Origin of the sequence: Pseudomonas sp. IzPS59, assembly GCF_014863505.1 — a bacterium.
GTDB lineage: Bacteria > Pseudomonadota > Gammaproteobacteria > Pseudomonadales > Pseudomonadaceae > Aquipseudomonas > Aquipseudomonas kribbensis.
Genome location: NZ_CP062251.1, coordinates 5,902,023 through 5,917,653, shown reverse-complemented (window position 1 = coordinate 5,917,653; position 15,631 = coordinate 5,902,023). Strand labels below are relative to the sequence as shown.

The 15,631-nt window shown below is 63.4% G+C and carries 13 protein-coding genes; 12 read left to right on the top strand and 1 reads right to left on the bottom strand.

Going from position 1 to position 15,631, the window contains the following annotated elements; genetic code table 11:
- Window positions 1-20 precede the first annotated feature (20 nt).
- From IF189_RS26595 to madM, 11 genes are all read left to right on the top strand, one after another.
- The gene (locus tag IF189_RS26595; RefSeq protein ID WP_192552492.1) at window positions 21-5,936 is read left to right on the top strand and encodes an Hpt domain-containing protein; all 5,916 of its coding nucleotides are present in this window, start codon (window positions 21-23) and stop codon (window positions 5,934-5,936) included.
- Window positions 5,929-6,396, top strand: a complete 468-nt coding sequence (locus IF189_RS26590; protein WP_096817632.1) for a chemotaxis protein CheW — start codon at window positions 5,929-5,931, stop codon at window positions 6,394-6,396. The genes IF189_RS26595 and IF189_RS26590 overlap by 8 nt, the downstream gene beginning before the upstream one ends.
- Before the next feature lie 99 nt (window positions 6,397-6,495).
- Window positions 6,496-8,166 (top strand): malonate decarboxylase subunit alpha, encoded by a 1,671-nt coding sequence (mdcA, locus tag IF189_RS26585; protein ID WP_134828391.1) that lies wholly within the window; start codon window positions 6,496-6,498, stop codon window positions 8,164-8,166.
- Window positions 8,166-9,032: a triphosphoribosyl-dephospho-CoA synthase gene (locus IF189_RS26580; RefSeq protein WP_134828390.1), complete on the top strand. Its 867-nt coding sequence runs from the start codon at window positions 8,166-8,168 to the stop codon at window positions 9,030-9,032. Before mdcA ends, IF189_RS26580 begins: the two co-directional genes overlap by 1 nt.
- Window positions 9,032-9,331 (top strand): malonate decarboxylase subunit delta, encoded by a 300-nt coding sequence (locus IF189_RS26575; protein ID WP_003229075.1) that lies wholly within the window; start codon window positions 9,032-9,034, stop codon window positions 9,329-9,331. Before IF189_RS26580 ends, IF189_RS26575 begins: the two co-directional genes overlap by 1 nt.
- Window positions 9,324-10,175 carry a biotin-independent malonate decarboxylase subunit beta gene (locus IF189_RS26570; RefSeq protein ID WP_134828389.1) on the top strand — a complete coding sequence of 284 codons (852 nt, stop codon included), beginning with the start codon at window positions 9,324-9,326 and terminating at the stop codon, window positions 10,173-10,175. The genes IF189_RS26575 and IF189_RS26570 overlap by 8 nt, the downstream gene beginning before the upstream one ends.
- Window positions 10,172-10,957 carry a biotin-independent malonate decarboxylase subunit gamma gene (mdcE, locus tag IF189_RS26565; protein WP_134828388.1) on the top strand — a complete coding sequence of 262 codons (786 nt, stop codon included), beginning with the start codon at window positions 10,172-10,174 and terminating at the stop codon, window positions 10,955-10,957. The genes IF189_RS26570 and mdcE overlap by 4 nt, the downstream gene beginning before the upstream one ends.
- Window positions 10,951-11,571 (top strand): malonate decarboxylase holo-ACP synthase, encoded by a 621-nt coding sequence (locus IF189_RS26560; protein ID WP_134828387.1) that lies wholly within the window; start codon window positions 10,951-10,953, stop codon window positions 11,569-11,571. Before mdcE ends, IF189_RS26560 begins: the two co-directional genes overlap by 7 nt.
- Window positions 11,568-12,488 carry a malonate decarboxylase subunit epsilon gene (gene mdcH, locus IF189_RS26555; RefSeq protein ID WP_134828386.1) on the top strand — a complete coding sequence of 307 codons (921 nt, stop codon included), beginning with the start codon at window positions 11,568-11,570 and terminating at the stop codon, window positions 12,486-12,488. Before IF189_RS26560 ends, mdcH begins: the two co-directional genes overlap by 4 nt.
- A gap of 59 nt (window positions 12,489-12,547) precedes the next feature.
- Window positions 12,548-12,964 (top strand): malonate transporter subunit MadL, encoded by a 417-nt coding sequence (gene madL / locus IF189_RS26550; RefSeq protein ID WP_085709094.1) that lies wholly within the window; start codon window positions 12,548-12,550, stop codon window positions 12,962-12,964.
- 1 nt (window position 12,965) lies between these two features.
- Complete coding sequence (madM, locus tag IF189_RS26545) at window positions 12,966-13,730, top strand: malonate transporter subunit MadM (RefSeq protein ID WP_085709095.1); 765 nt, start codon at window positions 12,966-12,968, stop codon at window positions 13,728-13,730.
- 205 nt (window positions 13,731-13,935) lie between these two features.
- Here the strand turns inward: madM and IF189_RS26540 are convergent, their stop codons facing one another.
- Window positions 13,936-14,856 carry a LysR substrate-binding domain-containing protein gene (locus IF189_RS26540; RefSeq protein WP_085709096.1) on the bottom strand — a complete coding sequence of 307 codons (921 nt, stop codon included), beginning with the start codon at window positions 14,854-14,856 and terminating at the stop codon, window positions 13,936-13,938.
- Between the two features lie 141 nt (window positions 14,857-14,997).
- On the opposite strand from IF189_RS26540, the gene trhA reads away from it, so the two are divergent.
- Window positions 14,998-15,615 carry a PAQR family membrane homeostasis protein TrhA gene (trhA, locus tag IF189_RS26535; protein WP_114886061.1) on the top strand — a complete coding sequence of 206 codons (618 nt, stop codon included), beginning with the start codon at window positions 14,998-15,000 and terminating at the stop codon, window positions 15,613-15,615.
- Window positions 15,616-15,631 lie beyond the last annotated feature (16 nt).

The following is a 15,631-nucleotide window of genomic DNA, read 5'->3' as shown; positions in this document are numbered from 1 at the left end:
TCATGTCGAGCGGAGTGGCTATGGGCGACCGGCACGACTACGTGGCCCTCGAATGGGTCAAGGGCGAAATTGCCGAAACGCTGAGGCAGGCGCATCAGGCCATCGAAGCCGTGCTCGACGATCCGCAGTCGGTGCCCGGGCTGGACGAGTGCCTGGCGTGCATCCATCAGGTCCACGGCAGTCTGCAGATGGTCGAGTTCTATGGCGCGGCCTTGCTCGCCGAAGAGATGGAGCATCTGGTCGAAGCCCTGCAGAACGACCGTGTCAGCCACCGCGACGAAGCCTTGCACCTGCTGTTGCAGGCCTTCGGTCAACTGCCGACCTACCTCGACCGCGTGCAAAGTGCACGCCGTGACTTGCCGCTGGTGGTGCTGCCGCTGATCAACGATCTGCGCAGCGCCCGGGGCGAAAGCCTGTTGTCCGAGACCAGCCTGTTCAGCCCGCAATTGCCGGAGTTGCCTCCGCTGAGCCCTGAAGCACTGGCCCTGCTGGAACCGGCGGAACTGCCCAATGTGCTGCGCAAGTTGCGGCAAATGTTGCAGATGGCGTTGGTAGGCTTGCTCCGCGAACAGGACGACCAGACGCACCTCGGTTATCTGAGCAAAGTCTTCACCCGCCTCGAAGCCTTGAGTGGCGATTCACCCTTGAGTCCGTTGTGGCAGGTCGCCTCGGCGCTGGTCGAAGGCATGCGCGAAGGCCGGATCGCCAACAGCCCGGCCCTGCGCAGCCTGTTCAAGGACGCCGACAAGGAACTCAAGCGCCTGCTCGAACAAGGCATGGCCGGCCTCAACCAGCCACCGCCGCCCGAGCTGTTCAAAAGCCTGCTGTTCTATATTGCCAAAGCCGAACATCCCACCGGGCAGATGCTGACCATGAAAGATCGCTACTCTCTGGACGACGCGTTGCCCGACAGCGCGATGGTCGACGAAGAACGCGCGCGCCTGGCCGGCCCCGACCGCGATGCGATGCGCTCGGTGCTCGCGGCGTTGTGCGAAGAGCTGGTGCGGGTCAAGGAGCGCCTCGACCTGTTCGTGCGCAGCGACCGCCAGCACACCTCGGATCTGGACAGCCTGCTGGCGCCGCTGCGGCAGATCGCCGACACCCTCGCGGTGCTCGGTTTTGGCCAGCCGCGCAAGGTCATCATCGATCAACTGGCGGTGGTGCTCAGCCTCGCCCAGGGCCAGCGCGAACCGAACGACGCCACGCTGATGGATGTCGCCGGTGCCTTGCTCTACGTCGAAGCGACGCTGGCCGGGATGGTCGGCACGGTGGAACCGGAAAGCCCGGAAGGCTCGCGCCTGCCGACCACCGACCTGACGCAGATCCACCAGATCGTGATCAAGGAAGCACGCATCTGCCTGCAACAGGCCAAGGACATGATCGTCGACTACATCGACGCCGACTGGGATCGCCAGCAGCTGCAACCCTTGCCGGCGCTGCTGACCCAGGTGCGTGGCGCGCTGGCGATGATTCCGTTGACCCGTGCGGCGAGCCTGCTGGAAGCCTGCAACGGCTTCATCCGCGAGCATCTGCTGCTCGATCCCCACGAGCCGGGCTGGCAGCAACTGGATAACCTCGCCGATGTCATCACCAGTCTCGAGTATTACCTCGAACGCCTGACCGATGACCCGCAGGCACCGAGTGAGCAATTGCTGGATGTTGCGCAGAAGAGCCTGGCCCGTCTCGGCTACTTTCCTGACGAGCCGCCCAGCGAACAGCATGTGCCCATGCTCGAGGATGTGCTCAGCCCCAGCGAAGCGCTGGTCATGCAGGACCTGCAGGAACTCGATGATCCACAAATCGCCCAGTCGCTGGCCGATGTGCTGGCCAGCCCGGTGTCGGCGGTCAACCCGCCCGCATTGACCACGCCCGGCAGCCTGCTGCCACCGCCGGCCGATGAAGAACCGGTGGATGATGAGTTGCGTGAAGTGTTCCTCGAAGAGACCGAGGAAGTGCTCGATGTCCTGCGCGACTACCTGCCGCGCTGGACCGCCGATCCGCAGGACCGCGCAGCCCTTAGTGAGCTGCGCCGGGCGTTCCACACCCTGAAAGGCAGCGGGCGCATGGTCCGTGCGCTGGTACTCGGTGAACTGGCCTGGGCGGTGGAAAACCTGCTCAACCGTGTGCTGGAACACAGCGTTGAACCGTCGCCGGCGGTGCAGCAATTGCTGGCCGATACGCTGCTGTTGCTGCCGGACCTGATCGCCGAATTCGCCATCAATGGTCAGCGTCAGCGCCAGGATGTCGATCACCTCGCGGCTCGGGCCCATGCATTGGCCAAGGGCGACACACCGCTGCCGGCCGAAGACATGGAAGACGTCGCGGCGCTCGATCCGCTGTTGCTGGAGATTTTCCGCAACGAAGCTGAAACCCACCTCGCCAGCCTCAACCGTTTCCTCGATCAGGCCGCCGAACACGTGCCGTTGCAGGCCAGCGATGAATTGCAACGTGCGCTGCACACCCTCAAGGGCAGCGCCTCGATGGCCGGTGTATTGCCGATCGCCGAACTGGCGGCGCCGCTGGACAAACTGGCCCGGGAGTTCAAGGCCCACCAACTGGCCCTGGACCTCGACGAAGTGGAGTTGCTGCTGGAAGCCGAAGGCCTGTTTCGCGTCGGTCTGCGTCAGCTCAAGCACGATCCGCTGGCACCGATTGTCGGTGCGCAGTCGCTGATCAAGCGTACCGAAACCCTGCTGAGCGAACGGCTGGAATCCATCCTTAACGCGCCGAGCAGCAGCCTGCGGGTCAAGCGCGATCCGCAGCTGATCAACAACTTCCTGGCCCAGGGCATGGACATCCTGCTCGACGCCGAAAACCTCTTGCAGCGCTGGCAGCAGCATCCCGGCGAGCGTCAGGAACTCAGTGCGCTGCTGGATGAACTGACGACCCTTGGCGAGGCCGCGCACCTGGCGGATCTGCTGCCGGTGGACGTGTTGTGCGAAGCCTTGCTGGATTTGTACGGCGCGGTGGAAGAAAGCAGCCTGGCGGTCAGCGAGCGGTTTTTCCATGAGGCGCAGCAGGCCCATGAAGCGCTGATCAACATGCTCGACGAGCTCGCCGCCGGCCAGGAAATCACCCCGCAACCCCAGCGTATCCGTGCGCTGCACGAACTGCTCGACGAAGGCCTCGACCCGTCGGCCATGGGCCTGATCCGCAGCGACGGCAGTCGGACCCTGAGCATTTCCGAACTGGGCAGCGCCACTGCCGAACTGCAAAAAAGCACCAGCGGGATCGGCGCGGATGACGAGATCGTCGAGATCTTCCTCGAAGAGGCGGTGGACATCCTCGACAGCGCCGGACAGGCCTTGCAGCGCTGGTTGAACGAACCGGAAAACGGCGCGCCGCTGTCGTCGCTGCAGCGGGACCTGCACACCCTCAAGGGCGGTGCGCGGATGGCCGAGGTCGAGGCGGTCGGCGACCTGGCCCAGGAGCTGGAGAACCTTTACGAAGGTCTGGTGGATCGCCGCTACAACCACAGCGATGCGTTGGGGCGACTGTTGCTGCAAAGCCATGAGCGACTGGCGTTGTACCTCGATCAGTTGCATGACCATCAGCCGCTGAAACCGGCGCTGGACCTGATCGACGCGATCCGCCAGTTCCGTCAGGGCCAGTCAGGCGCTTCCGAGACGCCGCCGGAGGCCGCCAGTCATGAAGGCGCCGGACACGACCCGGAGCTGCTGGAAATCTTCCTCGAAGAAGGTTTCGATATCATCGAAAACTCCGGCGCCGCGCTGCTGCGCTGGCAGGCTGAACCCGGCAACCGCCAGGAAGTGGAAACCCTGCTGCGCGATCTGCACACCCTCAAGGGCGGCGCGCGGATGGTGGAAATCGGCCCGATCGGCGACCTCGCCCATGAGCTGGAATACCTTTACGAAAGTCTGTCCTCCGGCACCCTGCAAAGCAGCGCCGAACTGTTTGCCCTGTTGCAGCGCGGCCATGACCGGTTGGCGCAGATGCTCGATGCGGTGCGCGCCGGCCAGCCATGCCCGCCGGCGGATCGACTGATCGGCGCGATCCAGAATTTCAGCCACCCGGTGGCGGTGGAAACGCCTGCGCCGATACTGCCTGTGCCCTTGAAGAGCGAACCCGCCGCGCCCGCTGCCGAGGCCGGCGCGGACATGGTCAAGGTCTCCGCCGAACTGCTGGATGAGCTGGTCAACCTCGCGGGCGAAACTTCGATTTTCCGTGGGCGTATCGAGCAACAGGTCAGCGATGCGCAGACCGCGCTGAACGAAATGGAAACCACCATCGAGCGTATGCGCGACCAGTTGCGCCGGCTCGACACAGAAACCCAGGGGCGGATTCTCAGCCGTCAGCAAGTGGACGCCGAACGTCTGGGCTACGAAGAATTCGATCCGCTGGAAATGGATCGCCATTCGCAGTTGCAGCAGTTGTCCCGGGCGTTGTTTGAATCCGCCTCCGACCTGCTCGACCTCAAGGAAACCCTCGACCGGCGCACCCACGACGCCGAGAACCTGCTGCAACAGCAAGGCCGGATCAACACCGAATTGCAGGAAGGCCTGATGCGCACGCGCATGGTGCCGTTCGAGCGCATGCTGCCGCGACTCAAGCGCATCGTTCGTCAGGTTGCCGAAGAGCTGAACAAGGACGTGGCCTTCACCGTCGGCAACGCTGAAGGCGAGATGGATCGCAACGTTCTCGAACGTATGGCGGCGCCGCTGGAGCACATGCTGCGCAACGCCGTCGACCATGGTCTGGAGCCCGCCGAGGTGCGACTCGCTGCCGGCAAACCGGCTCAGGGTCAGATCAGCCTCGACCTGTCCCGTGAGGGCGGCGACATCGTGTTCGACATCCGCGACGACGGCGCTGGCGTGCCGCTGGACGCGGTGCGGCGCAAGGCGATCAAGCGCGGCCTGCTGGCACCGAACGCGGAAATCAGCGACCGCGAAGTGTTGCAGTTCATCCTGCAACCGGGCTTCTCCACGGCCGAGAAAATCACCCAGATTTCCGGGCGCGGCGTGGGCATGGACGTGGTCCACGAAGAAGTGCGGCAACTGGGCGGCACCATGAGCATCGATTCGGTGCCGGGGCAGGGCGTGCATTTCCGCATTCGCCTGCCGTTCACCGTGTCGGTCAACCGTGCGCTGATGGTGCAGTGCGGTGAGGATCAATACGCAATTCCGTTGAACACCATCGACGGCATCGTCCGCGTGTTGCCGAATGAACTGGATGGGCATTTCCGTCACGATCCGCCGCGCTACGGGTACGGCGGCCAGCGTTATGAACTGTGCTATCTGGGCGAGCTGCTGAAAACCGCGCCACGGCCGAAACTGCTGGGCCAGAGCCTGCCGCTGCCGGTGCTGCTGGTGCAGTGCAACGACCGGCACATCGCGGTGCAGGTCGACGCCATGGCCGGCACCCGCGAGATTGTGGTCAAGAGCCTCGGCCCGCAGTTCGCGGCGGTGCAGGGTGTGTCCGGGGCGACAATTCTCGGCGATGGCCGGGTGGTGCTGATCCTCGATCTGCTGGCGCCGATCCGCGCGATGCAGGCGCGATTGCCGCAGCGTCCGGCCGGTCACGAAATCGAGAGCGAACCACAGAAGCCGCTGCTGGTGCTGGTGGTCGACGACTCAGTCACCGTGCGCAAGGTCACCAGCCGTCTGCTCGAACGCCACGGCATGAACGTATTGACTGCCAAGGACGGGGTCGATGCGATGCTGCTGCTCGAAGAACACATGCCCGACCTGATGCTGCTCGACATCGAAATGCCGCGCATGGACGGCTTCGAAGTGGCGACCCAGGTGCGCCACGATGAACGCCTGCAACACCTGCCGATCATCATGATCACTTCGCGCACAGGCCAGAAACACCGCGACCGCGCCATGGCCATCGGCGTCAACGACTACCTCGGCAAGCCGTACCAGGAATCGGTGCTGCTCGAAAGCATTGCCCTGTGGAGCAAAAAACATGCATGAGCGGCGTCATAACCAACGCAGCAGCCAGCTCACCGGGCTGCTGTTGCCGCTGGCCGATCGCAACCTGATCCTGCCCAACGTCGCCGTGGCCGAGCTGATCGACTACCAGTCCAGTGCCTTTGATCTCGATACACCGCCGTGGTATCTGGGCCGGGTGACCTGGCGCGAGCGGCAGATACCGCTGCTGAGTTTCGAGTCGGCGTGCGGCAACAAGATCGTCATCGGCGAACGGGCCCGGATCGTCATCCTCAACGCCCTCGGCGGATTGCCGACGCTGCGCTTCATTGCCTTGCTGGTGCAGGGGATTCCACGCTCGTACAAGCTCGACAGCCAGTTGAGTTATGTCGACGTGCCGCTGTGTGCGCTGGAGCAGGCGGCGGTGCAGGTCGGGGAACAGGTGGCGAAGGTGCCGGATCTGCTGGCGCTGGAGAAACTGCTGGTAGATGCAGGCTTGGCGTAATCGTTACTCCAGGCGTAACGATCACGCGCCGCGCTTGATTGATGCCCCCACCCGACACTCCTAAGGTTGCTCCACGACAGCGAACCCCGTGGAGTGAGCATGACAACAACAATTTCCCCCGACTCGCGCTGGACGCGGCGGCGCGACGAGAAGCAGCGACGCCTCGACAAGGTGCGCGGGCTGGCCGACGGTGCGGTGTTGCCCACCGACAGGATCGTCGCGGCGCTCGAAGCGCTGATCCTGCCCGGCGACCGTGTGGTGCTGGAGGGCAACAACCAGAAGCAGGCGGATTTTCTTTCCCGCGCCCTGGCCAAGGCCGATCCTGAAAAGCTCCACGACCTGCACATGATCATGCCCAGTGTCGGTCGCTCCGAGCATCTGGACCTGTTCGAACGCGGCATCGCCCGCAAGCTCGACTTTTCTTTTGCCGGCACCCAGAGCCTGCGCATCAGCCAGTTGCTCGAAGACGGCCTGCTGGAGGTCGGCGCGATCCACACCTACATCGAACTCTACGCCCGGCTGGTAGTGGACCTGATTCCCAACGTCGTGCTTTCGGCCGGGTTCATGGCCGACCGGGCTGGCAACATCTACACCGGCCCGAGCACCGAAGACACCCCGGCGCTGATCGAACCGGCGGCGTTCAGCGATGGCATCGTCATTGTCCAGGTCAATCAACTGGTGGACGACGTCAGCGAGTTACCCCGCGTGGACATTCCCGCATCGTGGGTGGATTTCGTGGTGGTGGCGGACAAGCCGTTCTACATCGAACCGCTGTTCACCCGCGATCCCCGGCACATCAAACCTGTACATGTGCTGATGGCGATGATGGCGATTCGAGGGATCTACGAAAAACACAATGTGCAGTCGCTGAACCACGGCATCGGTTTCAACACCGCGGCCATCGAATTGATCCTGCCGACCTACGGCGAATCCCTCGGCCTCAAGGGCAAGATCTGCCGCAACTGGACCCTCAACCCGCACCCGACGCTGATCCCGGCCATCGAAAGCGGCTGGGTCGAAAGCGTGCATTGCTTCGGCACCGAACTGGGCATGGAAAACTACATCGCCGCCCGTCCCGACGTGTTCTTCACCGGGCGTGACGGCTCGCTGCGTTCCAACCGGATGTTCTGCCAACTGGCCGGGCAATACGCGGTGGACCTGTTCATCGGCGCTACCCTGCAAGTCGATGGCGATGGCCATTCTTCAACCGTTACCCGAGGCCGCCTTGCCGGTTTCGGCGGCGCACCGAACATGGGCCACGACCCGCGCGGCCGGCGTCACGGCACCCCGGCATGGCTCGACATGCGCCACGATGAATCGCAACAGCCGATGCTCGAACGCGGCAAGAAACTCGTGGTGCAGATGGTCGAGACGTTCCAGGAGGGCGGCAAACCGACCTTTGTCGAAACCCTCGACGCGGTGGAGGTGGCGAAGAAAAGCGGCATGCCGCTGGCACCGATCATGATCTACGGCGACGACGTCACCCACCTGCTCACCGAAGAAGGCATCGCCTACCTGTACAAGGCGCGTTCGCTGGAAGAACGTCAGGCGATGATCGCCGCCGTTGCGGGTGTCACCGCCATCGGCCTGCGCCACAACCCGAAAGACACCGAGCGCATGCGCCGCGAAGGCCTGATCGCCTTGCCCGAAGACCTCGGCATCCGTCGCACCGACGCCACCCGCGAACTGCTCGCGGCGAAGAGCGTGGCCGATCTGGTCGAGTGGTCCGGCGGCCTCTACAACCCGCCCGCCAAGTTCAGGAGCTGGTAATGCACGCACTCAACCTGAAAGCGAAACCTGTTTCCTTGGCTGACCGGTTAGCGGATCTGGCCGTGGATGCGCTGATCGACGAAGCCGACCTGTCGCCGAAACCGGCGCTGGTCGACCGCCGTGGCAACGGTGCGCACACCGACCTGCACCTGGGATTGATGCACGCCTCGGCGCTGGCGTTGTGGCCGGCGTTCAAGGAAATGGCCGAGGCCGCGCTTGAGTTCGGCGAGGTCGGCTTGCCGCTGCGCGAAGCCATTGGCCGCATCGGCCGGGAAGGCGAGCAAGCGATGCTCGCCACCACCCACGGCGTGAACACCCATCGCGGTGCGATCTGGGCGTTGGGCCTGCTGGTCACGGCCGCTGCGCTGGAGACGAAATCCACCAGCGCCGTTACTTTGCGCGCTGCACGTCTGGCGTTGCTCGATGACCGTTATGCACCGCGCCCGCTGAGCCACGGCGCCCAAGTCGCCCAACGCTATGGCGCTCGCGGTGCCCGGGAAGAAGCGCAGCTTGGCTTCCCGTCCGTGGTGCAACGCGGCTTGCCGCAGCTTAAGCGCAGCCGCTTCGCCGGCCATGGCGAACAGAACGCCCGGCTCGATGCCTTGCTGGCGATCATGACCGACCTCGCCGACACCTGCGTGCTGTATCGCGCCGGCGAACCGGGCCTGCACGCCATGCAACATGGCGCCCAGGCAGTGCTCGATGCCGGTGGCAGTGCCAGCCTCACTGGTCGCCGTCGCCTGCACGAGCTGGATCAACAACTCATCGCATTGAATGCCTCGCCCGGTGGCGCCGCCGACTTGCTCGCCGCCACGCTGTTGCTCGACCGGTTCGAGCGCGACGGCATCCTTCAGGGAGCGTTTTGATGGAAACCTTATCCTTTGAATTCCCCGCCGGGCAGCCGCCACGCGGTCGGGCGCTGGTCGGTTGTGTCGGCTCGGGCGATCTGGAAGTGCTGATCGAACCGGGCCTGGCCGGCAAGCTGACCATCAATGTGCAGACCTCGGTCAACGGTGCGCAGCAGCGCTGGCAGCATCTGTTTGCGCGGATGTTCGATGGCACCACACCACCGGCGATGGCCATCGATATCCACGACTTCGGCGCGACCCCCGGTGTGGTTCGTCTGCGACTGGAACAAGGCTTCGAGGAGATCGGCCATGACTGACACCTCGGCACTTTTGCACAAACATTCATTCGTCGAACTCGGCGCACGGCAGCGGGCGAAAGCCTTGCTCGACACCGGCACCTTCCGCGAACTGCTCGATCCGTTTCAACGCGTCATGTCGCCATGGCTGGAACGTCAGGGCGTAGTGCCGCAGGCCGATGACGGCGTGGTGATCGCCAAGGGCAGCCTCGACGGTTTGCCGGTGGTGATCGCGGCCATCGAAGGCGCGTTTCAGGGCGGCAGCCTCGGTGAAGTCGGCGGCGCCAAAATCGCTGGCGCACTTGAACTGGCCGCCGAGGACAACCGCAAAGGTATCCCGACCCGCGCCATTCTGCTGTTGGAAACTGGCGGCGTACGTTTGCAGGAAGCCAACCTCGGACTGGCGGCGATTGCCGACATCCACGCGGCGATTGTCGATTTGCAGCAGTACCAACCGGTGGTCGGTGTGGTGGCCGGCAGCGTCGGTTGCTTTGGCGGGATGTCGATTGCCGCCGCGCTGTGCAGCTATTTGCTGGTGACCCAGGAAGCACGCCTCGGTCTGAACGGCCCACAGGTGATCGAGCAGGAAGCCGGGATCGAGGAATACGACTCCCGTGACCGGCCCTTCATCTGGAGCCTGACCGGTGGCGAGCAACGTTTCGCCAGTGGTCTGGTGGATCGTTATGTCGCCGATGACGTGGCGCAGATTCGCCAGCAGGTCGGCGAGTTGCTGCAACAAGGCTTGCCGACACAACCGCGCAGTCAGCGGGCCGAATGGTTCCTGCAACGTCTGACGAGCCTGGACACTGACAAGCAAATCGAGCCTTCGGTGGTTCGCGATCTGTATCAAGGAGAGCGCTCATGAGCGGGTATTCCGTGCGCGGTTTGAACTGGTTCAACGCCTTGAGCGCTGGTGCGAACGCTGTTGAAGGTTTGCCGCCATCGTTGAAGGTCGCCGACGGCCCACTTGGGCGTTTTATTGCCGTGGTCGCCGACCCGGAAAACCGTTTCCCTCGGGCTCGCAACGGCGAAGTCGGACTGCTCGAAGGTTGGGGCCTGGCCAAAGCGGTGGATGACGCGATCACCGCCGACCGTGACAAAACGCAAAAGCGTCCCTTGATTGCCATCGTCGATGTGCCGAGCCAGGCCTATGGCCGGCGTGAAGAAGCCCTTGGCATTCATCAGGCCCTGGCGGGGGCGGCGGACGCCTACGCCCGCGCTCGCCTGGCCGGGCATCCGGTGATTGCGCTGCTGGTGGGCAAGGCCATGTCCGGGGCGTTTCTCGCTCACGGATATCAGGCCAATCGCTTGATCGCCCTGCGTGATCCGGGGGTGATGGTGCATGCGATGGGCAAGGCGTCGGCGGCGCGGGTGACCTTGCGCAGCGTCGAAGAGCTGGAAGCCTTGGCGTCCAGCGTGCCGCCGATGGCCTATGACATCGACAGCTATGCCAGCCTCGGATTGCTCTGGGAAACCCTGTCGGTGCAGCAGATCGAGCAGCCGACAGCGGAGGATCTGGCGCGAGTCGGCGAATGCCTGAAGCAGGCCATCGGCAATATTGGCGCGACGGATTTGAGCAATCGTCTCGGCGCGAAAAACCGTGAAGCCTCCAGTCGTGTACGTGAACTGCTGAGGGCGCAGTGGTGAACAGCGTTCTCGCCCATGACTTGCTGTGGGGCATGACGCCAGCGCAGTTGCCGGCGGATGCGCCGCAGTGGGCGATTGATTCGCTGGCGGCCGGGCAACCGGTGGTGGTGCGGCGGGCGCTGAGCACTGAAGGTCTGATCGCGGTGGGCGTACGCGGTGTGTTGCGCGAGCAGCGGCTGGCGGCGTTCATGCCTGTTGATTCGATTGCCTGTCGGGTCAGCCCGGAAGCCCTTTGTCATGTCGAGAGCGAGCGTGATCTGCCAGTCATGAAGGCGCTCCGGCAACTGCGGCCGGTGCTCGATGATTGTGGTTGGGTCTGGGGTGTCAGCGGCAGTGCCGGGTTTGAACTGGCGAGCGGTTTTACGGCAATGCACGAAGCCAGTGATCTCGATCTGATCCTGCGTACACCGCAACTCATCACCCGTAATCAGGCACGCAAACTGGTCGCGATTTTCGATCAGGCGATCTGCCGGGTCGACCTGCAATTGCAGACGCCATTCGGTGCCGTCGCCCTGCGCGAGTGGGCCGGGAATGCTTCGCGGGTGCTGCTAAAAAATGCCCATGAAGCCTGTCTGGTCAGCGACCCATGGAACCCGCAGGAGCAGGCAGCGTGAGCAGTCTGCTGGTGTTTCCCGGTCAGGGCGCGCAGCAGCCCGGCATGCTCCAGCGTTTGCCTCGGGAAACGCTGATCGAGGCCAGCGACAGCCTCGGAGAAGATATCTTGCGCCTGGACTCCAGCGAAGCCTTGCGCAGCACCCGGGCGGTTCAGCTTTGCTTGCTGATCGCCGGCGTCGCGGCCTCGCGGCAGTTGCTGCAGGACGGACTCACCGCAGACTACGTCGCCGGCCTGTCCATCGGTGCGTATCCGGCAGCGGTGGTCGCCGAAGCGCTGAGCTTCAGCGATGCGTTGCATCTGGTCAGCCTGCGCGGCGAGTTGATGCAGAAGGCTTATCCACAGGGCTTCGGCATGACCGCGATCATCGGTCTGCAATTATCCACAGTCGAAACGCTGCTGGCGCAGGTGCATGGTGCAGAAACACCGGTGTACCTGGCCAACATCAATGCCGAAAACCAAGTGGTGATTGCCGGCAGCGACAAGGCGATGCAAGCGGTCGCCGAGCTGGCCCGCAGCCGTGGCGCCGGGCTGGCAAAACGTCTGGCGGTCAGCGTGCCGTCACACTGCCCGTTGTTGGATGAACCTGCGCAGACACTCGTCGAAGCCTTCGCCAACGTGGACCTGAAAACACCCAAAATCGCTTACCTGAGCGGCAGTCGCGCAAGGCCTGTGACCAAGGTAGAAGCGCTGCGCGACGATCTCGCCTTCAACATGTGCCGCGTGGTGGACTGGCGCGGCACCGTGCAAAGCGCCTACGAGCGCGGCGTGCGACTACAGATCGAACTGCCGCCCGGTGCGGTGCTGACCGGGCTGGCGCGCCGGGTGTTCGAGCAGGGGACTGTCACTGCCTTCGACAGTGCCCGGCTCGACACCTTGCAGGCGCTGTTGCGTGAAGAGGAGGGCCGCCGACTCTAGACCCCCAGGCTTCGAACAACAAAAACAACATTCGACGATGCACTTTGAGGACTACAACAATGATTATTTACGGTGTGGCGCTGCTGGCGATCTGTACGCTGGCAGGGGTGATCATGGGTGACCTGCTCGGCGTGTTGCTGGGGGTCAAATCCAACGTCGGCGGGGTCGGCATCGCGATGATCCTGTTGATCTGCGCGCGGCTGTGGATGCAAAAACGCGGCGGCATGACCAAGGACTGCGAGATGGGCGTCGGCTTCTGGGGCGCCATGTACATTCCGGTGGTGGTGGCGATGGCCGCGCAACAGAACGTCGTCACCGCCCTGCACGGCGGCCCGGTGGCGGTGCTGGCGGCAATCGGTTCGGTGGTGGTCTGTGGCTGCACCATTGCCCTGATCAGCCGCACCCACAAGGGTGAACCCTTGCCCGACGAACCGGCGGAAGTTTCCCCGGTCGGCACACCCGTAGGAGGTCGCTGACATGTGGGATCTCATTGAAAAAGGTCTGGAACACAACGGTCTGATCACGGCGTTCGCCTTCGTCGGCGTGATCATGTGGGTCTCGGTGATTCTCTCGAAACGCCTGACGTTCGGGCGGATTCACGGCTCGGCGATTGCCATCGTCATTGGCTTGGTGCTGGCCTGGGTTGGCGGCACCATGACCGGCGGCCAGAAAGGCCTGGCGGACCTGTCGCTGTTCTCCGGCATCGGCCTGATGGGCGGCGCAATGCTGCGGGATTTCGCCATCGTTGCCACCGCGTTCGAGGTGCAGGCGACCGAGGCGAAGAAGGCCGGTTTGATTGGCGTGATCGCGTTGCTGCTGGGCACGATCCTGCCGTTCATTGTCGGCGCGTGCATGGCTTACGCGTTCGGTTATCGCGATGCCGTGAGCATGACCACCATCGGCGCGGGGGCGGTGACTTACATCGTCGGTCCGGTGACCGGTGCGGCGATTGGCGCGACCTCGGATGTGATGGCGCTGTCGATTGCCACCGGGTTGATCAAGGCGATTCTGGTGATGGTCGGCACCCCGGTGGCGGCGCGCTGGATGGGCCTGGATAACCCGCGTTCGGCGATGGTGTTTGGCGGGTTGGCCGGGACGGTGAGTGGCGTGACGGCGGGGTTGGCGGCGACGGATCGGCGGTTGGTGCCTTATGGGGCGTTGACGGCTACTTTCCACACCGGGCTTGGTTGCTTGCTGGGGCCATCGTTGTTGTTCTTCATCGTACGTGGAATTGTGGGCTGAACGTCAAAAACGCCCTCACCCTGGCCCTCTCCCGGAGGGAGAGGGGACTAACCGAGGTGAATATTTGAGTTACGCCGACCTGACAGTTCCGAGTCGAACTCAGGTCTTGAAAGGCCCCCGGTCTGCTCCCTTTCCCCTCGCCCCCTTGGGGGAGAGGGCTGGGGTGAGGGGGTAGGCTTTTGATTTGCTGTTGATCTGCTTTTGATCACACCGCCAACTGGCGATTCGCATACATCCGACACTCCGCCAGCAACGCCAGCAAATTCGGATCCCGCTCCTTGGCCTTCAAAAACACAACGCCAATGTGCTGCTGCAACCGGTACTTCTCCTGCAACGGAATCAGCTTCACCCGGTTCTCGTACACTGCGGCAATCCTCCCCGGCAGCAACGCATAACCCACCCCGGAGCTGACCATACTCAGGAGGGTGAAGATGTCGTTGACCTGCATCGCCACCTTCGGCTCGAACCCCGCCTGCCTGAACACCCGGATGCCGTCCTGATGGGTGGCGAAGCCTTGGGTGAGGGTGATGAAGGTTTCATCGCGCACCTCGGCCAGATCCACTTCGCTGCGCTGGGCGAAGCGCGAATCGGCCGGGGTGGCGAGGAAGATGTCGTCGGAAAACAGTGGAATCTGCTCGCAGTCCGGGTCGTTGACGCTGTCGTCCAGCGACACGAGGATCGCGTCGACTTCCATGTTTTTCAGCTTGTAGAGCAGGTCGATGTTCGAGCCGAGGATCAGGTCGATGTTGAGTTCGCTGCGGCGGATCTTAAGGCCCATGATCAGCTGCGGCACGGTTTTCACCGTCAGCGAATACAGCGAGCCGAGCTTGAAACGCTCGGCCGAGAACCCGGCGGCTTCGCGGGTCAGGCGTACGCTTTCGACCACGTCCTGAATCAGCTTCTGCGCCCGCTCTTCGAGTACATAGGCGCTCTCCAGCGGCGTCAGGTTGCGTCCTTCATGCTTGAACAGCGGGCAGCGCAGGGCGCTTTCCAGCGAATGGATCGCGCGGTGCACGCTGACGTTGCTGGTCTGCAGTTCGGCGGCGGCGCGGGCGAGGTTGCCGGTGCGCATGAAGGCGAGGAACACCTCGAGTTTTTTCAGGGTCAATTCTTCGTCGATCAGCATGGCGCGGACTCTTCTTGGTATTGCTCGATTGTGCCCAAATATCAGGACAGGTGCAGGCCCGCGTTGAACGGAAACATTGCGCTTTTACGCTCAAGGCCCGAGCCTTGCGCGCTGCGGTAATGAAATCGAGGTGTGCGACACATGTATCACGGAGAAAAACTGAACGCCTGGACGCATCTGGTCGGGGCGGTAGCGGCGTTTGTCGGGGGCGTCTGGATGCTGGTAATCGCCAGTCTCGACGGCAGCCCGTGGAAGATCGTCAGCGTGGCGATTTACGCCTTTACGTTGCTGGTGCTCTACAGCGCATCGACCGTGTACCACAGCGTGCGCGGGCGCAAGAAAGCGATCATGAAGAAGGTCGATCACTTTTCGATCTACCTGCTGATCGCCGGCAGTTACACGCCGTTTTGTCTGGTGACCCTGCGCGGGCCGTGGGGCTGGACGTTGTTCGGGATTGTCTGGGGCCTGGCGCTGATCGGCATCCTGCAAGAAATCAAGCCGCGTTCGGAAGCGCGGATCCTGTCGATCGTGATCTACGCGGTGATGGGCTGGATCGTGCTGGTGGCGGTCAAGCCGCTGATCGACGCGCTGGGGACGGCGGGGTTTGCCTGGCTGGCGTCGGGCGGCGTGCTGTACACCGTGGGGATTATCTTTTTTGCCCTTGATCACCGGTTGCGACATGCGCACGGGATCTGGCATCTGTTCGTGATCGCCGGGAGCCTGCTGCACTTTGTGGCGATTCTGTTTTACGTCTTGTAGATCACCCAAAACCTTG